This window comes from Paenibacillus terrae HPL-003 (genome assembly GCF_000235585.1).
In the GTDB taxonomy this organism is placed as follows: Bacteria; Bacillota; Bacilli; order Paenibacillales; family Paenibacillaceae; genus Paenibacillus; species Paenibacillus terrae_B.
In genome coordinates, this window is record NC_016641.1 from 386,172 (window position 1) to 409,874 (window position 23,703).

The 23,703-nt window shown below is 40.2% G+C and carries 21 protein-coding genes and 1 pseudogene; 9 read left to right on the forward strand and 13 right to left on the reverse strand.

The window, feature by feature from the left end:
• Positions 1-244: 244 nt before the first annotated feature.
• The 6 genes from HPL003_RS01835 to HPL003_RS01860 all read left to right on the forward strand — a co-directional run bounded on the left by HPL003_RS01835 (position 245) and on the right by HPL003_RS01860 (position 5,293).
• Positions 245-592: a PTS sugar transporter subunit IIA gene (locus HPL003_RS01835; RefSeq protein ID WP_014277941.1), complete on the forward strand. Its 348-nt coding sequence runs from the start codon at positions 245-247 to the stop codon at positions 590-592.
• Between the two features lie 83 nt (positions 593-675).
• Positions 676-999 carry a PTS sugar transporter subunit IIB gene (locus HPL003_RS01840; RefSeq protein ID WP_014277942.1) on the forward strand — a complete coding sequence of 108 codons (324 nt, stop codon included), beginning with the start codon at positions 676-678 and terminating at the stop codon, positions 997-999.
• 5 nt (positions 1,000-1,004) lie between these two features.
• The gene (locus tag HPL003_RS01845) at positions 1,005-2,264 is read left to right on the forward strand and encodes a PTS transporter subunit EIIC (RefSeq protein WP_014277943.1); all 1,260 of its coding nucleotides are present in this window, start codon (positions 1,005-1,007) and stop codon (positions 2,262-2,264) included.
• Between the two features lie 27 nt (positions 2,265-2,291).
• Positions 2,292-2,750 carry a NanQ anomerase/TabA/YiaL family protein gene (locus tag HPL003_RS01850; protein ID WP_014277944.1) on the forward strand — a complete coding sequence of 153 codons (459 nt, stop codon included), beginning with the start codon at positions 2,292-2,294 and terminating at the stop codon, positions 2,748-2,750.
• An 18-nt stretch (positions 2,751-2,768) separates the two neighbouring features.
• On the forward strand, positions 2,769-4,214 hold the full coding sequence (locus HPL003_RS01855) for a glycoside hydrolase family 1 protein (protein WP_014277945.1): 1,446 nt from the start codon (positions 2,769-2,771) through the stop codon (positions 4,212-4,214).
• Positions 4,215-4,381: 167 nt separating this feature from the next.
• Complete coding sequence (locus HPL003_RS01860; protein WP_014277946.1) at positions 4,382-5,293, forward strand: AEC family transporter; 912 nt, start codon at positions 4,382-4,384, stop codon at positions 5,291-5,293.
• Positions 5,294-5,703: 410 nt separating this feature from the next.
• On the opposite strand, the pseudogene HPL003_RS27235 reads toward HPL003_RS01860, so the two are convergent.
• A pseudogene (locus tag HPL003_RS27235) lies at positions 5,704-5,936 on the reverse strand (tautomerase family protein); the annotation flags it as partial.
• 19 nt (positions 5,937-5,955) lie between these two features.
• On the opposite strand from HPL003_RS27235, the gene HPL003_RS01865 reads away from it, so the two are divergent.
• Positions 5,956-6,507 (forward strand): GNAT family acetyltransferase, encoded by a 552-nt coding sequence (locus HPL003_RS01865; protein WP_014277947.1) that lies wholly within the window; start codon positions 5,956-5,958, stop codon positions 6,505-6,507.
• 416 nt (positions 6,508-6,923) lie between these two features.
• On the opposite strand, the gene HPL003_RS01870 is transcribed toward HPL003_RS01865, so the two are convergent.
• The 5 genes from HPL003_RS01870 to HPL003_RS01890 all read right to left on the reverse strand — a co-directional run bounded on the left by HPL003_RS01870 (position 6,924) and on the right by HPL003_RS01890 (position 11,476).
• A complete protein-coding gene (locus tag HPL003_RS01870) occupies positions 6,924-7,316 on the reverse strand; it encodes a tautomerase family protein (protein WP_014277948.1) in 393 nt (130 codons plus the stop codon).
• 53 nt (positions 7,317-7,369) lie between these two features.
• The gene (locus tag HPL003_RS01875; RefSeq protein ID WP_014277949.1) at positions 7,370-8,443 is read right to left on the reverse strand and encodes an NAD(P)H-dependent flavin oxidoreductase; all 1,074 of its coding nucleotides are present in this window, start codon (positions 8,441-8,443) and stop codon (positions 7,370-7,372) included.
• 42 nt (positions 8,444-8,485) lie between these two features.
• Positions 8,486-9,271: a glutamate racemase gene (murI, locus tag HPL003_RS01880; protein ID WP_014277950.1), complete on the reverse strand. Its 786-nt coding sequence runs from the start codon at positions 9,269-9,271 to the stop codon at positions 8,486-8,488.
• Between the two features lie 66 nt (positions 9,272-9,337).
• On the reverse strand, positions 9,338-10,579 hold the full coding sequence (locus tag HPL003_RS01885; protein WP_014277951.1) for a YbfB/YjiJ family MFS transporter: 1,242 nt from the start codon (positions 10,577-10,579) through the stop codon (positions 9,338-9,340).
• Between the two features lie 42 nt (positions 10,580-10,621).
• Positions 10,622-11,476 carry an alpha/beta fold hydrolase gene (locus HPL003_RS01890; RefSeq protein WP_014277952.1) on the reverse strand — a complete coding sequence of 285 codons (855 nt, stop codon included), beginning with the start codon at positions 11,474-11,476 and terminating at the stop codon, positions 10,622-10,624.
• Positions 11,477-11,603: 127 nt separating this feature from the next.
• Here HPL003_RS01890 and HPL003_RS01895 point away from each other — a divergent pair, with 127 nt between their 5' ends.
• Positions 11,604-12,485, forward strand: coding sequence for a LysR family transcriptional regulator (locus tag HPL003_RS01895; protein WP_014277953.1), 882 nt, complete (start codon positions 11,604-11,606; stop codon positions 12,483-12,485).
• A gap of 102 nt (positions 12,486-12,587) precedes the next feature.
• On the opposite strand, the gene HPL003_RS01900 is transcribed toward HPL003_RS01895, so the two are convergent.
• The 5 genes from HPL003_RS01900 to HPL003_RS01920 all read right to left on the reverse strand — a co-directional run bounded on the left by HPL003_RS01900 (position 12,588) and on the right by HPL003_RS01920 (position 18,673).
• Positions 12,588-13,661, reverse strand: coding sequence for a hypothetical protein (locus HPL003_RS01900; RefSeq protein WP_014277954.1), 1,074 nt, complete (start codon positions 13,659-13,661; stop codon positions 12,588-12,590).
• Between the two features lie 40 nt (positions 13,662-13,701).
• Positions 13,702-14,472, reverse strand: coding sequence for a carbohydrate deacetylase (locus tag HPL003_RS01905; protein WP_014277955.1), 771 nt, complete (start codon positions 14,470-14,472; stop codon positions 13,702-13,704).
• 12 nt (positions 14,473-14,484) lie between these two features.
• Positions 14,485-16,344: a beta-glucoside-specific PTS transporter subunit IIABC gene (locus HPL003_RS01910; RefSeq protein ID WP_014277956.1), complete on the reverse strand. Its 1,860-nt coding sequence runs from the start codon at positions 16,342-16,344 to the stop codon at positions 14,485-14,487.
• Positions 16,345-16,554: 210 nt separating this feature from the next.
• Positions 16,555-17,391 carry a BglG family transcription antiterminator LicT gene (gene licT / locus HPL003_RS01915; RefSeq protein ID WP_014277957.1) on the reverse strand — a complete coding sequence of 279 codons (837 nt, stop codon included), beginning with the start codon at positions 17,389-17,391 and terminating at the stop codon, positions 16,555-16,557.
• Positions 17,392-17,671: 280 nt separating this feature from the next.
• Entirely contained in the window at positions 17,672-18,673 is a 1,002-nt protein-coding gene (locus HPL003_RS01920) for an acrylyl-CoA reductase family protein (RefSeq protein WP_014277958.1), read from the reverse strand.
• Between the two features lie 118 nt (positions 18,674-18,791).
• Here HPL003_RS01920 and HPL003_RS01925 point away from each other — a divergent pair, with 118 nt between their 5' ends.
• A complete protein-coding gene (locus HPL003_RS01925; RefSeq protein WP_014277959.1) occupies positions 18,792-19,757 on the forward strand; it encodes an FAD:protein FMN transferase in 966 nt (321 codons plus the stop codon).
• A 91-nt stretch (positions 19,758-19,848) separates the two neighbouring features.
• On the opposite strand, the gene HPL003_RS01930 is transcribed toward HPL003_RS01925, so the two are convergent.
• Together HPL003_RS01930 and HPL003_RS01935 are read right to left on the reverse strand one after the other, a co-directional pair.
• A complete protein-coding gene (locus tag HPL003_RS01930) occupies positions 19,849-22,863 on the reverse strand; it encodes an NADH-dependent flavin oxidoreductase (RefSeq protein ID WP_014277960.1) in 3,015 nt (1,004 codons plus the stop codon).
• Between the two features lie 356 nt (positions 22,864-23,219).
• Positions 23,220-23,660 carry a DMT family transporter gene (locus HPL003_RS01935; protein ID WP_014277961.1) on the reverse strand — a complete coding sequence of 147 codons (441 nt, stop codon included), beginning with the start codon at positions 23,658-23,660 and terminating at the stop codon, positions 23,220-23,222.
• Between the last annotated feature and the right edge of the window lie 43 nt (positions 23,661-23,703).

Consider the following 23,703-nt stretch of genomic DNA (forward strand, 5'->3'; position numbering starts at 1 on the left):
CAAGTCTTTTAATACTATAACATATACTAAATAGCTGATTAAGATATAGATTTTCACAGCTGTGCGCAAATTCTAGGATGAAAAAAAGTAAAAATAAAAGTATTCTAAGGCACGTAGATGAATTACCATCCAAGTTTTGAAAATGAAGAAAGGGGTAGTGATAGTAATGAAAGAAAGGAAACAGTAGCTACATGTTCGGAAAGTCAAACTCAACTTATATGTAAACGAATAGGGGAAATGTATCATGAATAATGAATTGGAAAAACGTGAAGAAATAGCAAAAGTAGCCATGCAGATTATAATGAACGCAAGTGATGCAAAGGCAGACGCATTAAATGCATTAAAAAGTTTAAGAAGCTTTGACTTTGAGGCTCCAGCAGAGTTACTGAAAAAAGCACATACTAAAATAGTTTTAGCACACAAGGCTCAGACTAATTTAGTTCAAAACGAAGCATCCGGTGAAACGTACGAAAACAGTCTTTTGTTTAATCATGCCCAGGATACTCTTATGACCGCAAAAATGCAGATTGAGATATCAGAAGAGTTGTGTGCTTTAGTCAGAGCTCTGTTTAATAAAATAGAAAGTAAGTAAAGAAAGCAAAAAGGGATTTTGAAAAAAGCCCTCTAATGAAAGCGAATTCATTGAATAACGAAAAATACAGGGAGGAAACGATAATGGAAAAAATTCGAATTTTATTGTGCTGTGGAGGAGGCTTTTCAAGTGGAATGCTGGCCCAAAAAAGCCGTAAAGCAGCAAATAAAGCAGGATTGAATGCAAGTGTGGAAGCGAGATCGGAGAGTCAGGTATCGGAATATTTAGACAAAATTGATGTTTTACTTTTAGGACCGCATTATGAAAGAAATTTAAATAATTTTTCAAAACTTGCTGCTCCGTTTAACGTGCCTGTAGCTGTTATTCCCAAAGAAATTTATGGAATGATAGACGGTGAAAAATTGTTGGAGTTTGCTCTATCTTTAGTGGAGCATAAGGAGCGTTAAAAACAATGCATAAATTTATAGATTGGTTAACTAACAAATTTGCCCCTGCAGCGCAAGCCCTTTTTGCAAAGCCCTATCTCGCGGCTGTTTCCGGGGCCATGACGAAGATATTGCCTTTTATTTTAACAGGTTCGCTTATTTATATTTATCAGATTTTCCAATCGTTTTTTAGTCATGTTTTGCCAGACTTATCCATGTTATTATTGTTTTCATTTAAAATGCTAGGTCTCTTAACCGCTTTTATGGTTGCACAGCAAGTCATGGAGAAATTGGACAGGAAAAATTATGCAATTCCTGCCGGTTTAACCGCAATATTGGTTTTTCTGGTTTTTATCAATCCGGTGTTTGATGAGACACAAGCGAATGTAACGTTTAGTTTTGGACGATTCGGACCGACAGGGATGTTTGTCGCATTATGTGCCGGAATCATGGTGGGAATGGTGTTCCATTTCTTCGCAAAGTTAAATATACTCGGCAAAAACGAAACGTTGCCGGATTTTGTAAAAGAATGGGTCAGAAACATACTGCCGATTTTCACTAATATTTGTATTGCTACTTTGTTAGTATTAGGCCTGCACATCGATATTTATCAAATTATTGTGAATCTCTTTGCGCCTATCAATAGCTTTGCTCAAACCTTGCCGGGTTTTATGCTGTTATCATTCCTTCAAGTCTTCTTCTTTACGCTTGGAGTCTCACCATGGGTTTGGGGAGCCATTCGCAATCCTATTTTTATGGTCGCTATCGCAGCGAATGCTGCGGCAGTAGCTGCCGGAGACAACCCCGTTCATATAGTTACCTATGAGACGATGTTTACATTAGGATTATTAACATTAGGCGGGCAAGGAAGCCCGCTGCCTTTAGTCGCTCTAATGTTGAAATCAAAAAGCAAGAAACTTCGCCAATTTGCCCGAATAGTTGTCGGACCGGCAATATTTAATATTAGTGAACCGATTATGTATGGATTACCTATTGTGTTTAATCCTTTATTAATGGTTCCTATGTGGATTATTTCCCTGCTGGGGCCAGTACTAATTTGGATCATTATGAAAAGCGGATTATTGACCATCCCCAGTATTGTTTTACAGACTGGAAACATTCCGGCGCCGTTTAGTTCCTGGCTGATTACGCAAGATTGGCGAGCCATTTTATGGTGGTGTGTATTCTTCTTAATTTATATATTTATTTGGTACCCATTCTTTAAGGTGTTTGAGAAAAAGACGTTGGAAGAAGAGTCCCTGTCATTGGTACAAAATGAAGAATAATACAAACAGTAAATACGGAGGTATATTATGATTTGTGATGAATTAAAAGAAATGTCTAACTATGATGTCCTTGGAAACTATTCTGAAAAAATGATGGAATTAATTGAAAAAATTGATTTGGAGAACTTTAAAACTGGAAAAGTACTGATCGATGGCATGAATTTTTTTGCGCTTTTAACAGAGTATGACACTAAGCCTTGGGAAGAAACAGATATAGAAACCCATGATAAATATTATGATGTAGTTATCGTTTTAGAAGGAAGAGAAAATATTTATGTGGATTTTAGGGATAGCTTCACAGTTAAAAAAGCTTATTCGGAAGAAAAGGACATTACTTTTTATCAACTGAAGAAAGAAAAAATCAGGGTTACCATGGAACCGGGAATGTTTATCTTATTTTTGCCAAATGATATTCATCATCCCTATTGCGATTGTGAAGCGAAAAGCCATATCAAAAAAGTTACTTTTAAAATCAAAATATCATAGAATTCGAGGTATAATGCCATGAACAGAAATAAACCGGATGGATTTCCTGCGAATTTTCTTTGGGGAGGCGCTTTTGCCGCTTGTCAGAGTGAAGGAGCCTGGGATGTAGACGGGAAAGGAATTTCAGTATCCGATATTCAACCCATTATTGACCAAAATAAACGAAAAAATATTAAAAGTGAAGTAGGCGGTACTTTTGCAGAAATAAAGAGGCTTTCCGCCGACACGACATTAAATTTTCCTAAAAGATACGGTATAGATTTTTATCACACCTATAAATCAGATTTAGCTCTTCTTAAGGAGTTAGGGTTAACATGTTTTAGAACTTCGATTTCATGGTCGAGATTATTTCCAACTGGAGAAGAAGATGTTCCAAATGAAAAAGGACTCCAGTTTTATGATGATTTAATCGATGAAATTATCAAAAATGGAATGGAACCCATTATTACTATTTCTCATTATGAAATGCCGTTGCACTTATCGTTAAAATATGGTGGATTCTCTAATAAAAAAGTCATTGATTTGTTTATGAAGTATGCAGAACTTGTGCTTCACAGATACGGTGAAAAAGTAAAGTATTGGATTCCTTTTAATCAAATAAATCTCCTGTACCCTTGCGGATTCAAATCAACAGGAGTATATGACGATTATTCGGATCATCTGCTAGAAGCTTATTACCAGGCTGTCCATAATCAACTGGTGTGCAGTGCTTTATGTAAAAAAATCGCGTTGAAAGTAAATCCTGATATTTTAGTTGGTGTCATGTTATCAGATAAAATAATGTATCCAAAAACCTGCAAACCAGAGGATCTAATATTAACGATGAAAAGAAACCAGATGCAATATTTTTGCTCTGACGTTGGGTTGCGCGGCGAGTATCCAGGTTATGCCTTACGTTATTTTGAAGAAAACAAGATACAGATCAATGAGACGGAAGATGAACTGGAATTGATTGCAAAATATAAAATGGATTACTTAAGCTTCAGTCATTACAGTACAAGAATTATTTCTGCGGAGACGTGCGATATGAATTCGTATACATTCGAATTAAATCCTTATCTAAAGCCTACACCCTGGGAGTGGCGAATTGATCCGTTAGGGTTCTATAATGCTATTTCAACCTATTGGGATAGATACCAGGTTCCTATTTTAATAAGTGAAAATGGCTTTGGAGCCATTGATAAGGTAGAAGATGGGGAAATTCATGATGACTATAGAATTGCTTATTTTAGAGATTATATAGCGCAAATGAAAGAGGCGGTTAAAGACGGCGTGAAAATCTTAGCTTACTGCACTTGGGCGCCTATCGATATCATCAGTTCATCTACATCTGAAATGATTAAACGTTATGGATTCATCTATGTAGATCAGGATGATTATGGAAATGGCACAAAAGAGAGAATTAAAAAGAATTCTTTTTATTGGTATAAAAATGTAATTGCATCTAATGGTGTAGATTTGTAAATCGGCAGATAGATTGATTTCTTGGCTCGATGAGCGGTCGCTTTGGATCTATCATATAAAGACACCTCTTCTGTGTGGTGGTGGAAGCCTGGCGCTCTTACTTCACCATACAGAGTGGTGTTTTTCCATTTTTATATTGAGTTATTGATATGAGGAGGAGAAGGAGTTTGACTGTTATCAATTTTCAATTGCAAATATTCATTATTATTGCCTGTGGATATGTATTTGCAAAGAAAGGCATTATCAACCTAGACATCAGAAAGAAATTGACTGACATTGTGATTAATTTGATTTTACCATGTGCTATTATTAAATCATTTTCAATGAAGGTCACAAGTGAGATTATCAGAGATACCATTATTATTTTTTTTGTGTCATTTGCACTTCAATTATCTTATAGCATATTGAATAAATTTTTATATTGTCGTTTTGATCATTCAAAAGTATTAATTATGAAATATGCAACCATTGTATCAAATGCGGCTTTCATGGGACTGCCTATTATTGAAAGTGTATACGGTGCACAAGGCGTACTTTATGGATCCATTGCTTTGATTCCACTACGCATATTTATGTGGTCTTCGGGTCTGTCATTATTTACAACAACAGACCGTAAACAGGTATTTAAAACTATTGCACTACATCCGTGCATTATCGCCGTATATATTGGCATAATAATCATGGGAATAGAAAGTATGAACATCGTTATTCCCAGTTTTATATCCAGTACAGTAAATACAGTTGGAGGATGTTTAACCGCAATCAGTATGATTACTATTGGCGCTATTTTAAGTGACATCAAATGGTTTGAACTTCTCGATAAATCTGCTTTGTATTATTCAGCTATTAGATTAATTGCAATACCAGTATTATTTTTTATGGTTTTAACATTGCTGCGATTAAATCCATTAGTTATAGGTGTAAATGTATTGTTGGCTGCTATGCCGGCCGGAAGCACAGTTGCCATGCTTGCGCAAAAATATGATAAGGATGTTATATATGCATCCAAAATAGTTATTATTTCCACAGTCTTATCACTAATAACATTACCACTCATATCATTGATGATAAGTAGATAAATCCATCTGATTGCCGCCGATGATATGTCACTGCCTTCCATCTGTCGGCATTACTCAACTTCATCAGTAGTACGCAGTGATTCGACTCCCTATCCACCATTTTACATTCTCCTTTGTGATCAGTTGTTTGTTATCTTATGTCAGTTAACTGATCGATTATTTACTTTCACTGATAAACAACAATCACTCTATTAAGCCTCACCAAAACGTAAAAGAACAGAGTAGTTAGATTGCACTACCCAAAAAATTTCGAGGGTCTGAGGAATAAAAATGAACAAGGTTATTTCCAAAGACGAAATGGATTGTGCCTCAATCAATATTTTAGAGACTTAGCTGATAAAAATTTGGGAGTAAATTCCATGACAGTTGCTCCCTTAATATATCTCCAGTTCTTTTCAGATCCTTCAACTTTATAACTTGCCGGCCAAAAATTGTGCCTCCCCCCAATCAAAACTCCAATTATCATCATTATTTTCAACAATAGATACCATTAGATCGGTTGGTACGATGCCGTATTCAGCTTCTACCTTTCAGACAGTAAGGAATAGAACTTTTGCTTCTTCTCTTTTGGCCAGGCTTCGCTTATTATGGAGATAATAACTAGACTATCGGTACGGTTAAAGCCTAGCCCCGTATCTTTAATATTCGATAGGAGGATAACAATGATTTATAGAAATGCTACTGTTGACGATATATCTGCTATAGTGGAGTTACAAAAAAAATATCACATTACAACGATTAGTGAAACAGACAAACCTGATGGCTTCGTTACAACCTTATTTACAGAAGAACAATTTAAGGAATTAATTGAAAAAGAAAATGGAATTACAATTGCATGTCATGGTCAAAAGAGTGTTGCTTATGTGATGGCTGCCTCATGGAAGTATTGGGCTAAGTGGCCTCTTTTTCAATATATGATTGACGATTTGAAAGATACAGAATATAAGGGAATTACGCTTTCTACAGAAAACACTTATCAGTATGGGCCAATCTGCATTGATATGGATTACAGGGGTACGGAAGTACTCCGAAAGGTTTTTGATTTTTCCAAAATGCAGATGAGTAAAAAATATCCGATATTGATAACTTTTATAAACCATATCAATCACAGATCATACGCTGCTCATACCAAAAAGCTTGATCTTGACGTGATTAAAAGCTTTATTTTCAACAATAATACATACTATGAACTGGGTTGTAACACATCAGAATAATTGTATAACATATTGTTTGCTTGCCCTACCCGATAAGCTATTGGCGGTGCACCGTTAGCCCTCCTAAATTACACGATGTATTTCTACTTTACAGTTATAAAGAAAAATTGAGCACAAAGGGTGCCATATACAAAAACACCTCCGATGGCTAGAGAACAGATAATTCAGATCTCTAACTATCGGAAGAATTATGATTATGGGATAGCCACTTGTCCCCAGAATTACTATAGTTTTTGCCTATACTCGGTCAATCCCCTTTGTATGTTATTGTAATTTTTGAATATCTATAAGCCTATTTACCACCTCAATACCAAACCTCATGGAAATCGCCCTTCAACTAGCCTACCGGGCCAATATAAGGGCGATTAATATTAATGATAATACCGATGATTGAGATCGAAACGACTAGCGTTGAATCAGCTTAACTTACCGGTCAAAAATTGTGCCTCCCCTAGTCCAAAACTCCAATCATCATCATTATTTTCAACAATAGATACCATTAAATCAGTTGGTGCGATGCCGCATTCAGCTTCTAACCTTTCAGCCAATAAGGAATAGAGCTTTTGTTTCTTCTCTTTTGGCCGGGCTTTGCTTATTATGGAGAGAACAACCAGATTATCGGTACGGTTAAATCCTAGCCCAGTATCCTCAATAATCATATGATCCGCCGGGTGTTCGTGAACGATTTGATAACGATCTCGCTCAGGAACGTCAAAGGCTTCCACAACAACTTGGTGGGTAACATCCAGAAGTTTTTTCAGGCTTGCTTTATCTCGTCCTTTAATAAGATCAAAACGAAGTAATGGCATTTTAATTTCCTCCCTTTAATAAAAATTATTCTTCCCTATTTATTGTCAAACATTCAGATAGAAGAAAGTTTTTCAACAAGAATACTGGCTTGATCAACGGTTTGTTTTACAATTGAAGCGGCAGGTTGGTCTCCTGCTAACCGAAGCCCCTGGCCCGCCCAAAGTGACATATACTCGGGATTGTTCGCTTTTGCAGCCGCCAGACGAATGTCCCGGGTCATCGAGTTTTGAATGGGGTAAGCCGGGATTGTTCCTGGGTACTGATGCATGTCGATCATAAATTTTGTTTGAATGCCTCTTGCAGCTTTTCCGGAGTATGCACGTGTAATTTCAGTGGAGTCCTCATTTGTCGAGAGGATTTTCTGTTTGTACGTTTCGTGGGCGCCGCTCTCGGGGCAGGCTAGAAACGCGGTGCCCATCTGTATTGCAGCGGCTCCTAATGCAAGGCTTGCTGCAAGTCCCCGACCATCCATGATTCCCCCCGCTGCGATGACCGGAATCGACACATGGTCAACGATCTGCGGAACAATAGCCATAGTGCCTATCAAAGCATGGGAAGGGTCTTTCATGAAGGTCCCCCTGTGCCCGCCTGCTTCGCTCCCCTGAGCCACAATTGCATCTGCTCCAACTGCTTCCAATTGCTTGGCTTCATCAACAGTTGTAGCAGTTCCAATGATGAATATTCCATGCTGTTTCATGGTTTGGATCACGTCTTGAGATGGTGTGCCAAAAGTGAAACTAAATACGGGTACACGCTCCTCCAAAAGTACCTGTACCTGCTCCTCAAATGATTCTGAAAACTTCAAAATCGAAGGATTTTGAGCAGTGCCAAGTTTGATGCGGTATTTATTCAGATAATCTGTCATCCGGTAAATTGCTTCTTCCGACTCTTCTGATTGCTCAGGCACAAACAAGTTTACTCCGAAAGGCTGGTCCGTTCGTTGCTTGATCTTTTGGATCTCGCTACGGAGCTGCTCCGACGTTAAGTATCCGCCCCCCAGATTGCCCAGCCCACCGGCATTTGAAACAGCCGCTACTAATTCGGGCGTCGAAACGCCACCAGCCATTGGCGCTTGAAAAATCGGGTATCGAATTTTAAGAGAACGCGTCAAATCAGTCTCAAACACCTTTAAAAACCTCCTTTTATTCCTAAAATCTCAGACTTTTAATTACATTTCGTTAATAGCATCCAATCTTTTGAACAGTTTATCGAACTCTTTTAATTTAGCCTTATCCTCGACTTTGACCCCTGAACAATAGAAAGAAATATTGCCGTTGCCTTCATTTAAAGAATTCATATCTTCCAGTACTTTTTTTAGATTTTTTGCAGTACCATTATTTCCATCAATTATATTAACATCCGATGAAAATAATTTTCCAAATATATCCTTATAGTAAGAAAAGTGAGTACATCCTAAAACAATAGTTTCATACTTACTTAAATCATATATAGATAATTGTTCTTGAAGATAAGACAGCACTATTCGCTCGCTAAACTCAAAACCTTCTGCAAACTGAACTAATTTCGGAAGAGGTAATAAATCAACAACATGTTCGTTATCTAATTTAGTAATATGATTTTGAAGTCTTTCTTCCCTTAGAGTAAAAGCAGTAGCAGTTACCAAAATTCGTTTATTTATATTTTTTTTTGTTTTAACAGCTGGTTTTACGGCAGGCTCCATACCAATGATTGGAATACTGTATTTTGCCCTTATTTCTTCGATTGCTGCGCTTGTGGCAGTATTACAAGCAATTACTATTGCTTTTACTTTTTGCTGGCTAATAAATTCTATAGCATTTAATACAAGCTTTTTAACATCATCTTTCGTTTTGTGCCCATATGGAGCATTTAATGTATCTGCGTAATACAAATAGTCTTCATTAGGTAAAAAATTTAATGTATCATACAATACAGTAATGCCTCCAATACCAGAATCAAAAAAACCTATTTGCATTTCTATTCCTCCAATTAAGTAATCAGTTTACCCATTCCATTTGTCCAATGCAAATTTGCCCAGGATCTAACTAAGCTCTTGATCAGGATGAATACGTGCATGGTTTAAATTCCCTATCGCTGCTTTTGGACTTGAAATGACTGCGCCAAATAGCAATATTATAGCAGCAGCAACAAGCACCAATGTGGCCAGAAGAAGCGATAGGCTGTAGCTATGCGCCACTTCCAAAACGATTCCGGCTCCGATTGGACCAAGTATTTGCCCAATACCAAAAAAGCCCGTCATCAAAGCAATTGCTCTATTACCACTGGATGGTCTTGACATACGAGCCGCTGCGAGAGCGAGCATGGAAATGCCCACAAATGTGCCTCCAAAAAGGATAGACCCTAACGTCACGCCGAATATATTGGGAAGCCATACCGGCATTATGACCCCAACAGCCTGCAGGATAAGCGCAATAATCAACGGTTTGATGTAACCGACTTTACTGGCCCACCAAGACCAGATCACTGATGATGGTACCGCCGCTATCCCAACGATAATCCAGCTATAGTCTGCAAAACTTGACACATGAGGCATTTGCTTAACCATTGCTACAAGAAACGTCGCACTTACAATATAACCCAACCCCTCGAGCCCATAAGCAACAAGAATCCAGCCGAAGATGGCTGGATTTTCCGCAGATGAACTCAGGGATTCAGCATTTTGAGTTATAGGTTTCAGCTCTTTATCGCGGATAAACGACCAAACGGGTATGATAATGATGATACTAATGATCAAAAGCCCGATCCAAGTTCCCCTCCATGTGAAAAAGCTAAGAACAGGAGTAAGCACCCCTGCCAAAACAATGCCTATACCAACCCCGCCGTAAAATATACCTGCCCATTTTTCACGTTTATCTGAAAACAGCGCATCCAACACTAAACTTGATGATAAAACGAAAATAAGACCGCTGCTAACTCCGGCCAAGAAGCGTAAAATCATCCAACATAAGAATGATGAAGTGATCCCCATAAGCCCAGTTAAAATAATACAGAGTACCAATTGAATTCGAAGATGGTAAGCTCTCCGGGTTCCCCAAGCTATGAAGCCTGAACCAAAGGCAGCGATAAGGTAACCCATGTTATTACTTCCTGCCAGATATCCGGACTCCGTAACGGAAAGATGAGCTTGTGATTGCATCAATGGAAGTATGGAAGTATATGAAAAACGTCCGATCCCCATTGCAATGATGAGCATAACAACTCCACCGACCAGGGTCTTTGTGGAATTAAACAATTTTACTTTTTTAGTTCCTGAATTCTCCATCAGACTGACCTGTCACCCTTCTAAATTCAAATTACCCCTATTTCAAATCTCTTTATTTTTCAAAAAATCCAGCACTCGTTCTCCAATTTCATAGGCATGTGTTTCCAATGCAAAGTGCCCGGTATCCAACAAATAAATCTCAGCGTCAGGTAAATCTTTCTTAAAAACTTCGGCGCCAGCCGGAATAAATGAGACATCATTTTTACCCCACGTTGCTAATAAGGGCGGCTGATATTCATGAAGATACTGCTGAAACTTCGGATACATTTTTACATTATTTTGGTAATCGAAAATTAAATCCAATTGCTTCTCATCATTCCCCGGCCGGGACATATAAGCAATATCAAGAGTGTAGCCATCCGGGGAAACCTGGCCTTCCTTTGTTCCATCAACATATTGGTGCTTGATCGTGTCAGGCGCAAATGCTGTCCTGTAACTTTCTCTTTTTTCTTGCGTAGGATTACGCCAATATTCTTCTCGTGCCGCCCATTTATCCCCTAGTCCTTCACGATAAATATTGCCATTTTGGCTTATTACTGCTGTGACACGTTCTGGATGGTGCATGGCTATACGAAAGCCAATAGGGGCTCCGTAGTCAAAAACATATAACGCATATTTAACAAGCCCTAGTTTATCGATGAAAGTTTCGATAATTCCAGTAATATGGTCAAATGTATACTGAAAATCTTCTCTGTCAGGGGATGAGGAATTCCCGAACCCCGGATAATCGGGAGCAATTAAATAGTAGTCTTTTTCTAAAATAGGTATTAGCTCTCTAAACATATGACTAGCGGACGGAAAGCCATGAAGCAATAAAATGACTGGTTTATTCGGATTACCAGCCTTACGATAAAATACATTTATGCCTTCTACCTCAAGTGAATGATAAGTCGTCATACTGTAACCTCCTGTTTTCTCCATAAGACCTGCCGCTTATTAAACTAATTGTAACTCTCCACAAATATCGTGTAAAATGAATTTATATGATTTGTAATATTAATTTTATCAATAATTAAATGGGGGAATGATGGTGGACATTCGGGACCTGCAGATTTTTCTGGCAGTTGCGAACGAAGGAAGCATTACCAAAGCAGCCGAAAAAATGGAATATGTTCAGTCAAGTATAAGTATCCGTATCCAGCAGCTTGAAAAAGAGCTGAAAACATCGCTATTTCGTCGTGGGCGGCAAGGGGTTCGGCTCACAACATCCGGAGAGGCCCTCAAGTCCTATGCTGAAAAAATTGTCTTCCTTACTCAAGAGGCGGAACGAGTCGTGGCAGATAACTCGATCCCAAGAGGACCGCTTCGGATCGGATCGCCAGAAACCACAACAGCGATTCGGCTACCGTCTATTCTCACCGATTACCATAAATCTTATCCAGAGGTGGATTTGACATTAAAAACCGGAACAACAGAAGAACTCATCAATTTCGTGTTAAAGTACGAATTGGATGGAGCTTTTGTAGCTGCGCCAGTTGATCATGCTGAGCTCGATATTACGGAGGTAGGGGTTGAGGAACTTGCGTTCATATCGGGAGGACAATTCCCCTCCATTGATCAGCCTGAGCAATTGCGAAATCTGACTTTATTGGTATTTCGTGTCGGATGTTCTTACCGACGAAAACTCGAGGATTGGTTATATTTGCAAGGAATTATTCCGGCTAAGATCATGGAGTTTGGAACATTGGAAGGAATCCTTGGATGTATTCATGCTGGTCTCGGGGTATCCCTTTTACCTCGCTCGGTGGTTGAAAGAGCCATGGTTCAATATAACTTACGCATTCATGAGATTTCGGATAAATCCTATTTAACACCGACTCTATTTATACGTCGTAAAGATACTTATGAAACTGCAGCTACGTCCGAATTTATCCGGATTTCAAAACAGAGGTTCAACCATGCTTAAATGCCATCGAAAGTTATCGACAACATTCTATATGTTGAAGCAACGTCAACAAGTAAAAGCAGCCAGCAGAAAGCTGACTGCTTCTTCCGTTTTTAATTCAGTTTAACTTTTTGATTTAATCAAATTCAATACTCCTCCAACAAGCTCATCTGCTCTTCCATAAGGGTAATTGGTAATAGATGACTCGAAGTATTTACCGTATTGTTCTTTATCTACAGCATAGCCATTATATTCATTAGCGTATGCAAGGATAAATGCAGGCTTTCCATCTTGAGAGCGGATTAGTTGGCCAAGGTTATAAACGATTTCGCCCGGTATCGTTACAAATCTAATATCATCGAATTCGTATAAATGCACTGTCGGATCTATGGTTTTATCAATATTCAATGTAAAGCTCGAAATGGATAAATTCTCCATGGTAATCTCTTTAAAGTCTTTTACCTCAGAAAGAACTCTCGCTATCCCCTTTCCAATTCTGTGAGTTTCTTCGAAATCATCGCCTTTCCGGGTAAACCGTGTGCTAACATCGCCGCATTCCCCATTTATGATTATGGCTGGAGTTTGATTTAAATTAAAATATTCTTCTCTCAATTCACCTATATAATCACTTGAAATGAAAAGATTATCTTTTGCTAAAACCGTTGGATGGCACGCTATATTGATTAAACTAACCAAAGGATCATTTGAATGATTTCTAAATTGCAATATATACCCCTTATTATTAAAAGGAAATGATCTGTCGTTTCTATTACAGTAATATCCATTAATTTCACATATTCCGTAATAGGCCCGTGCTTCCGTTTTATGATTCAAACAAAATTCCGTATTTTTAACGATCCTATCCAGCAATAATTGGAGATAGTCCTGAGATGGCGTGATCTCCGGATAAAACATCGTTGAAACCTTTGGCCCTGAATGAGTATGCGTAGCCTCGATAATGATGTTTTCTTTTGAAATTGAAAATTTCTCAGATAAAATGCTTTTAACTTTTTCGCCAAATTGTTTTTCGATCAAAATAAGATCAAGCACGTGAATTAAAATAATCTCATTACTTTCAATTAACAACGAATTGATTTCCAGATCATCGTGCTGTTCATAACTTATCCGATCCGCGTAGCCATCCATATGGCATGGTAGCTCCGGATTTATGAGTTGTTTTTTGAAGGAAATTTTCATTTTTTCTCCTTTCTGCCCGAATCTCTTAGGTCTGATCTGATTACAGCTTACCGTAGCTTATCAATTCGATGTGATGATCCCTGATATACGTGAGCAGATCCTGATTCATGAACAGTTTCAGATCCATCTCCCGCTCATCGGCCAGAGAAGACAGAGCGCGCAGCTTGTCATCCGCATAGCCGGGGTGGCTGGCAATCTCCACGACAGCGTCAGTGTCTTGCCAGCACTCCAGTATTGACCTCACTTTTTCTTCACTAACAGAGGGGCTGGACGGATCAAAGCATAGCCTGTCAACCATCTTCACGCCTGACGCGACTATCTGCTCCTTTAGGCGTTCATCGGCGGCCATGGAATCGTCTCTTCGCATCGGCACCTGATATTCCTGTGCCAGTCTGATGACGATCGCCAGTATCTGTTCGTCCATAATGCTGAATCCGTGATGCGTGTCCAGGTGATTCATTTTGAGCCCCGTCCGCAGAAAGGTTTCAATCTGTGCCCGCAGCTCGTCCTTGACCTCCTGTTTATTGTATGAAGACGGAATCAGCTGCGGCTTGCGGTAAAAGTTCCCCTGCGGGTCGACAATACTGCTGACCTGTGCGGCGTCCAGCACCGGCTTAAAAAAAGTTATCGTAAGATGAACTCCCATCTCAGTAACTCCCGCTTCGCGGGCAAGTATGACAGAGCTTAGGAAATCGGGCGAATTGACGAGCGCAGAGGTATCGGTGATGAAACCGTCCCTCATCCCCTCAAGAATCCCCCGGCTGACCTCCGTCGTAATTCCGAAATCATCGGCATTTACTATCAATCTCATTGCCCGTCACTCCTATTTGCTTATTTTTAGCAGCTCTTGCAGTGGCTGAATCGGCCCTTGCGATGCCGCAACCCGAATTTCCCGGAATTCGTGTGTATTCGTAATGACGATCGGCGTTGTCAACTTAAATCCTTCGGCCTTTATGCCTTCCAAATCAAATTCTAGCAGTACATCTCCTTTACGAACCTTATCGCCTTCACTTACCTTTTGTGAAAAATGTCGTCCCTTCAGTTTGACTGTATCTATGCCAATATGCATCAAAACCTCCACGCCATCTTCTGATCTGACAGCAATGGCATGCGAACTGCCTACGGTCACGGCAACTTTGCCATCAATCGGGGAGATCAGAACCCCTTTGTCCGGTTCGATTGCGATCCCTTTACCCATCGATTCCGAAGAAAATACGGCATCTTCAACCTGCTCCAAGCCGACTATCCGACCACTCAACGGACTTAAAACAGTCGTTTCGCTTTGCTGTGCAGCCAAAGCTTCAGCAGGGTGTTTTGTGTTTGCGACTGCCGACGTTGCCTTATTGTCCGTATCGTACCCGAACAAGAGAGGAAGAATGGTCGCCAGCGCCAGCGAAACAAGGAGGCCAATAACAAAATATAACACTGGCGATTGTGCTGGAAGCGTAAATATATTCACGAAGAAATTGAAAGCGATCAGCTTAACACCCAACGCTCCCTCGACCGCGCCGCCAACAGCCGCAGCGATAATCAAATAGATCATGGTTTTCCGGTAACGAAGGATGATGCCATACATGATGGGTTCTGTTACCCCTGACAAAATACCAGAAAGGAACGTGGAGCCACTTAAAGCTTTCAGATCCTTGTCCCTGGTTTTAAGAAATACGCCCAATGCAATTCCCATGGCTGCTGCGCTTGATGGTGCGAGCAGCGGGACTATCATGTCCCCATTGCCAGTTGCCAAGTTACTCATAATGATTGGCACTACGGCCCAATGTAGACCCAGAAGTACCACAAAGAACCAGACTCCGCCGAGGATCGCGCCAGCAATAATCGGGTTTGCATTGATGAGAAAATTCACGACCACACCAATCCACTGGCCAACATATACACCAAACGGACCGATAAGGATGGCGGTCAGGGGCACCATAATAACCAGGGAAATAAACGGCACTGCAAAAAGCTGCAGATTTTTATGAATGATTCGTTTCAGGAAACGTTCAAGCACGGCATATAGGCTAACCGCAATAAACATCGGAAACACCGATGATGCGTAATCTAAGAGCGGGACAGGTATCCCGAGGAAAGAAGTTGAGCCACCGGTCGTTCCAAGCGCAGTAAAGCTCGGCTCCAGCAAAGCAGCTCCAATCGCAGCTGCAACGAAGGAGCTCACATTATAAACTCTGGCAATCGTTACACCCAGCAAAATTGGAAGGAAATAGAATACCGAGTTTCCAGCAGCCGCAAGAATCGCATACGTGCTGCTGTCTGCAGCAACCCAGCCCAATCTCTCCAATACAATAAGTAGTGCTTTGACAAGGCCCGCCCCGGCAAACACCGGGATCAAAGGCGACAAACTACCGGAGATAACACTGAAGATTTTCGAGGTCAGGCTTGTTTTTTGCGCATCGTTTCCCTGTGAATCCTCTTTGTTGGCGAAGCCACCCTCTCTATCGATGTGCTTATACACCTCTGCTACATCGTTCCCGATAACTACTTGAAATTGTCCGCCGCCTACCACTACCTTCAGTACCCCTGGAGTCTGTTCCAGCTTTTTAGCGTCAGCCCGCTCGTTGTTGTTCAGTACGAACCGCAGACGTGTGGCACAGTGAGTCAAGCTCTGTACATTTTCTTTGCCCCCGACAAGATTCAAAATTTCTTTACCCAATTTGGGGTGATCCATGATATAACCTCCTAATTGATAAGTTTGACAATCACCACTCAGCTCAGCTTTGGTAAATACATATTATTTATTCACCAAATAAAGAAAAACCTGAACTGATGCTGCTTCACGGGTACATCATTCCCATGAAAAAGCATCAGCTCAGGTTTCGCCTGCCGTACAGTCACAATCCCTTTGTATTCGATTGTTTTTGCCTTCCATCTTAGCCGGTTAAATCTCCCGACTCGTCAGCCGTTGAATGTGAATGACGAGGTAAAACATTTCCTCGTTCGTCAGCTTTTTGTTGTAGTTATGCTTCAAATAATTCACCAGCTTTTGCGTACAAATATACGCCTCGGGATATTTCTCTCTGACTTGATCATAAAGGGAATCTTGTTCCTCTGGAATCAGCTCATTCCGGAGTATGCGGTATGCAAAGTACTTCAAATGCGTCATGAACCGGCTATAATTCAAGGATTCCTCATCAATCTTGATTCCAAAATGGTATTTCACAATATTCGACAGGTCATTTACAATCCGAGTCACAGCAACGGTCTGTCTCATATCTTGTCCGGTATGCTGTGCATTGACGAAATGCAATGCAATGGAACCCGCTTCATCTTCCGGAAGACGAATACCCAGCTTCCGCTCAATCAGGCCCAGCGCATCCAGCGCGATGCGGAACTCTTCTTTATAGAATTTTTTGATTTCCCAGAGTAGAACGTTCTTAATTTGCAGGCCTTCCTCAAATCTGACGAGAGCAAAACTGATATGGTCGGTTAACGTGATATAAATGTTATCGCTCAGTTTCACGGACAGCTTCCGCTTCGCATATTCGATAATTTCATGAGAGAGCTCCAGATGCTCGACCGGAATTTCGCTAACCAGTCCCACCAGTTTATCGGTGTTTCCCTTGTCCAATACAAACCTTTTGTCTACCTTGGAAAAGTCAACGAATTCCGCATTGTGTTTGTTAAACCCAATGCCTTTTCCCATCACGATCATTTCATTCTGATGCTCATCGGTCAATAATATCACATTGTTATTGAAAATTTTTTTGATTTTCATTTAGCTCACCTTCACACCTTCTCGCAATAGGATAATAAAAATACCTAAATTGAAACGATAAAAACTGCTGCACATGAGCAACTTCATATCGTCGCAATTTAGGTATCGCCTGCCGAACAGTCACAATCCTAAACATTAATACATTGATTTTATTAATGAATATAAATTTGGAAGCGCATTAATTTTGATATAAATATAGCATGATCACAGGAACAAATCAAGGGAATTTACATATGGTTTGATTTGGAAAATACCGGTCATCAATTTTTTCAATTATGGTTTATAAATCTTGAGACACATGCACCAGAATGCGACCATGAGTTTTAGATTTCAAAATATCAGAAAGCGCCTCAGGTAGTTCCTGCAGAGATACCTCACGATCCACCAGTGTTTCCAACCGCTCCGGTTTTAAATCTTGTGCCATGAGTTTCCATAAGTTGGCTCTTCGTTCTGCAGAGCAGTAAACGGAGTCGATACCTAAAAGATTAACTCTACGTAAGATGAACGGCAGAACAGTTGTCGGCACTTCTGTTCCGCCTGTCAAGCCACTAACAGCAACGGAACCTCCATACTCGATTTTGCTCAAAATGGCAGCGAGCATATTACCGCCTACAGAGTCAACAGCAGCTTGCCATTGCTGTTTATTGAGCGGTTTTCCACTGTTTTCGACAACATCCTCGCGAGAGATAACTTCGCTTGCTCCGAGCGATTTCAAATAATCAGCAGCATCCAATTTTCCTGTGCTGGCGACTACTTGATAGCCTTTCTTATGCAGCATGGACACAGCAGCACCTCCAACACCACCAGTTGCTCCCGTAACCAAAATCTTTCCTTTGTAGGGTGATACTCCATTATCCTCCAGACGCATAATGGATAAAGCCGCGGTAAAACCAGCCGTTCCGTAAATCATGGCTTCTTTTAATGTCAATCCGGCTGGAAGGGGCACAATCCAATCCGCTGGAATACGCGCATATTCGCTAAATCCACCGTAATGTGATACACCTACTTCGTAACCGGTGACCAAAACCTGCTGTCCCTCTTGAAATCTAGGGTCAGAGGAGGAAACTACGTAACCTGACAAATCAATACCTGGTATGAAAGGATACGACCGAACAATTTTGCCTTCAGGAATACTTGCCAAACCATCCTTATAATTTACACTGGAATATGCTACTTTTATCAAAACTTCTCCTACAGGCAATTGCTCGAATGAAACATTTTTGACACCGACTGAGAATGTGTCGTTTTTTTCAACAACTAATGCTTGAAACGTTGCAGCCATAAAATCGTCTCCTTTGTATAAATTGCATTAACTTAGTTATACAAAATTTATTCTGACTGGTCAACTTTTAATTGTTGTATAATCAGGATAGACACATAGAAAGGAACCGATTTCGGAAATGAACAAACACTCAAAATGCTTTCAAATGATGGGTACAATTATTAATTTGTGCATTTATCATGAAAATGGTGATTACTTGCTAAATCAAGCTCATAGTATATTAAGAAAATTTGAATCTCGTTATACCATCAACAAAGCTTACTCTGAGCTGATTGAAGTAAATCAAAACTCTGGCATTCAAGCTGTAACAGTTGGTGAAGATTTATACGATTTAGTCAAATTAGGAAAAGAAGTAAGTATTAATTCTAATGGTATTTTTAATATTGCTATCGGTCCTTTAGTAAAATTATGGAATATTGGATTTAAAAATGCAAGGTTACCAAGCAAAAAGGAAATTCGTGATTGTTTATCACTAATAAATCCTCAAAAAATTGAACTGAATGATTCCCAACACTCCATTCATTTGATGAAAATGGGTATGGCTATTGATTTAGGCGCCATTGCTAAAGGATATTTTGCTGACCAACTAAAACAATTCTTTACTGAACACGGAGTTAAAAATGGGCTTATTGATTTAGGCGGTAATGTCCTATCCATCGGCTCTTCACCGGTACAGAGAGATGGTTATTGGCATGTAGGCATTCAAAATCCCTTTAAAAGTAGAGGGAATATTATTGGAGTTGTACTAACTAAAGATCGATCCGTGGTCACTTCAGGTATCTACGAACGTTACTTTCATCAAGAAAATAATACGTATCACCATATTCTTGATTCAAAAACTGGTTATCCATTAGAGAATGACATTGCAAGCGTAACAATCATCTCCGACAATTCCGTTGCCGGCGAGATTTGGACAACGCTGGGATTTGCCGATTTAGCCAATATAAGCATTAAACGATTGAATGCCGAAAAAAATATTGAAGGAATCATCATAGCAAAAGACGGAAAAATGTTTGTCACTTCGGGATTAATGGCTGATCATTCAGTTGATACTGAGCAGGCTTCTAAATTTTTGTATATTTAGTGTCTGGTGAATCATCCTTTCAAAAAGACAAACCGCAAAGCAGCCTGATCAGGATTAGCTGCTTACGCGGTTTGTTTTGCATTGAATGAGTTTATTTTAGATCTGCCGCATTTTCACCGGCAATACGCCCATACGTAAAGATATCAATTAAAGCGTTCCCTCCGAGACGATTCCCGGCATGTATCCCGCCAGCAACTTCGCCAGCAGCATATAACCCAGGAATAACCTCTCCATCCTTATTAATGACATGAGCTGCTGTATCAATTTTCAGCCCGCCCATAGTATGATGGACAGCCGGCTTTCGTGGCGTTGCATAAAAGGGAGCCTTTTCAACTTTTAAATCAAAAGCACTCTTATGAAATTCCGGATCATGACCACGATCGACATATTGATTGTACTTCTTAATCGTCTCGATCAGAGCATCGCCAGGCACACCGATTTGAACGGCCAGCTCTTCCAGCGTATCTGCTTGATAGATAACGCCTTCCTGTATTTCACGCTCTATTTTCTCATCAGAAGTGTTGGCCGCTGTCTTGCGGATTTGTTCATCGGCAATCATGTAGACCAATCCGCCATGATCTATGAAAGCTTTTGACAACACATCTCTGCTTTCGCATTCGTCCACAAAACGTTTGCCCTCGTGATTAACAAAGACAAAATTGGCTGGCGGAACAATCAGTCCTGTCAGCAAAGCTCCTGACTTTGGATCAGAAACAGGCATTAGCTGGGCAAAGCCCATACCAACCAAATCAGCACCAACTTCTTCCCCCATCCGTATCCCATCCCCCGTAATAGCCGGAGAATTTGTCGTTTTAATTTCGGCAGGGATATCCTCCCAATAGGTATTGTATTGTTGAAGCATTTTTGTATTGGCGCCAAAACCGCCAGATGTTAGAATCACAGCATTATTTACATGCAGAATCACTTTTGTTCCATTTGATTTGCTAGCTTCAACGCCCACTACTTTTCCAGCTTCAAAGATTAAGTGTTCAGCCTTGGTATCGGTCATGATTCGTCCATTTCTTTCAACTACATTTCTCTGCAATACCTCAATAAATTCAGCGCCTTTGGGCCGTTTAGGCTTGTGACTGCGACGCCATAATGCTCCGACAGGTATGTCAACAACGCTTGTGTTGAAGTCCACACCATTATCGGATAACCAGTTCACGGACTCCATGGCGCGATTCGTTAAATTTTCCACCAGATCGTATTGGCCGTATATTGTATTTCCTTTTAAATCCGTTCGTTTCCCACCAAGGTAGGTTTGGATTCGATGCAATTCTACTGAATCAAACAAGTAATTGCGACCTTGTTCTACGTCAGCCAAATAGCTCGCGATTTGTTGCTGCAGCACTTTGAAATCATCTAAATATTGTCCGTTGAACTCAGAATAAGGGGTGTTAGCCAATGCTGCTAATGTTTCTTTTTCCCCGTCCAGACTTGGAAAAGTTTTTTGCCATTCAGGTTGCGCAGCATTCACCCAACCGCCGGTACGAACCGTATTTCCACCAATGGCCGGAAATTTCTCCAACAAAACAACAGATTTTCCTTTGTCCAAAGCCGCCACAGCTGCGCTTAGTCCAGCACCACCTCCGCCGACAATAACAATATCTGCTATTTCTTTAATGACTTCATCCGACCATTCAACAGCAGGTTTTGGTCGGTAACGTAATACTTCAGAATTTCCACCAGCTTTGTTTACTGCTTCGGCAACGCCATCAATCACCCCTTGACTGGTTACGGTAGCTCCAGAAATCACATCCACATTTAACGTTTGGCCATCAATAATCAATTGCGGCAATCGTTCAAAGGCAGGGTTCGCAATTCCTTCCGATTCTTGGCGGTCATCCACCACGATACTCATGATTTTATCTTCGGAAAAAGTTACTTTCATAGGTAAACTGCCATTGTGTCCCCGAGCCGATACAAAATAAGTACCTGGAACAAAACTGACTTTAACATTTTGTAATTCTTTCATGCGTGCGAGTTTTCGCTCTTCTTCTTGACGGTCAATAATCAGGGAATCCATAACATCCCATAGCGGTGCCGGAATTTTCAATTTGTCCCGCTCGTCAATGTCAGCAAGAACCTTACATTCTTCGTTATTTTTAACTTTCGTGGCCCATGTAGGTTCAACTAAATAGGCCTTGCCAACACTGACGATGTCATATCCGTCTTCCAAAGCCCTTTCCGCATCGGCCTTTTGTCGAATGCTTCCGACTCCGATAATAGGTATTTTTGCCAGATCGGCTGCTTGTTGTTTACGATATTTATGAATTAATAATTCTTTGTCTTCTGTATCTACAATAGATGATCTTTGCCAGTTATTCATAGAGAAATGGAAATAATCAGGAGTGTAGGCTGCTAAGGTATTTAATAGATACATTGTATCTTCAAAGCGAATACCCGGTTCTTCAATTTCTTCGGGCGAAAAACGATACCCAATAATAAAATTGTCAGCACGCATTTCTTTTACTACTTTTTGAACCTCTTCCAATACAGCAATCGGAAATGCCGTGCGTTTTTCACGACTACCGCCCCACTTATCCTGACGACGATTGGAATGTGGTGAAAAGAATTGCTGGATTAAGTACGTGTTTGCTCCATGGATCTCTACACCATCAAATCCGGCCATGATCGCCCGTTTCGTTGCAGCTCCAAAACGATAGATCATCTCCTCAATATCTTCAGCAGACATTTCCAACGGAGTAACCGCTCCATCGCGCAGCGCCGCTACCGAACTTGCGGAAATAGGCTGGGCTCCGCCATTAAGTTCCGGACTTCCCATTCGGCCTGCATGATAGATTTGCAGGATAGCCTTGGATCCTTTTTCCTGAATCGCACTCGAAAGCTTACTTAATCCTTCGATTTTAGCATCGGTATCAACACCGAGGGCTCCGTGAAAACCGCGCCCATGATTCTCAACAAACGCACTTTCTACAATGATTGCCGCCACGTCTCCCGAGCGAAGAGCGTAATACTCTATCATTTCATTAGTCACGCGGCCATCGTAAAACGCCGATTGAATCGTCATCGGCGACATGACTATACGATTTTTTAAAACAGCCCCAGTATGTAACGTTAAGGTACTAAACAACTTCCCCATAAAAATCCTCCTCGAAAATAGTTTGTACATGACTTTAAAACTCTCTTTTGTGAAAAAAATCACTTATAAATCAATCAAATAATATCTAATCTTCTCTTATGAACCATTCAATCATCATTACGACCGAACAATCTTTCCTTCTGTGATACGTTTGAAACATCGCAGTCGTGAAATAATCATCTCCTTATGTATGAAATTACTTCTACTCATTTATACATAAATTATTCTGACTGGTCAACTTTTTTTTGTAAATGCTTAACGAATCATAATCCTATTTGGTCAACAAAAAAGAGCTAAGAAATAAGTTTTTCTTAACTCTGGATCATGTATTTATGCCTTAGGCCAGTCATTAAAATTCAAAATTTTTGAACCAAAATGATTCCTCCAATCACCAAAAGCGCTCCTAATAATCGAGGAAAGCTCAGAGCATGCGTATGTGCACCAATTAAGCCAAAGTGATCAATTAATATGGAGGCCACTACTTGCCCTGCCAGAATATATCCAACTGTGGCAGACGCGCCTATTCTAGGCATAAGTATAGTGGTTGCCAGCACATAGGAAGCGCCCAACAATCCCCCAGTCCATATCCACCAAGGTGCTTCAAACCATTCTTTTTTAATATAAATTCCTTTTCCAAATAACGATACTATGATTAAAGCCACGGCTCCAACCATAAATGAAATGGCAGAAGCTATAATTGGCGAGCCCACTACAGTTCTTAATTGTGCATTAACGCTAAATTGGGTGGGGAGAGCTATCCCTGCCAATATTGCAAATAACATTAATAAAATAGCCATACATAATTTATCTCCTTTAAAAAAATTAAAGTAGTATCTCCTT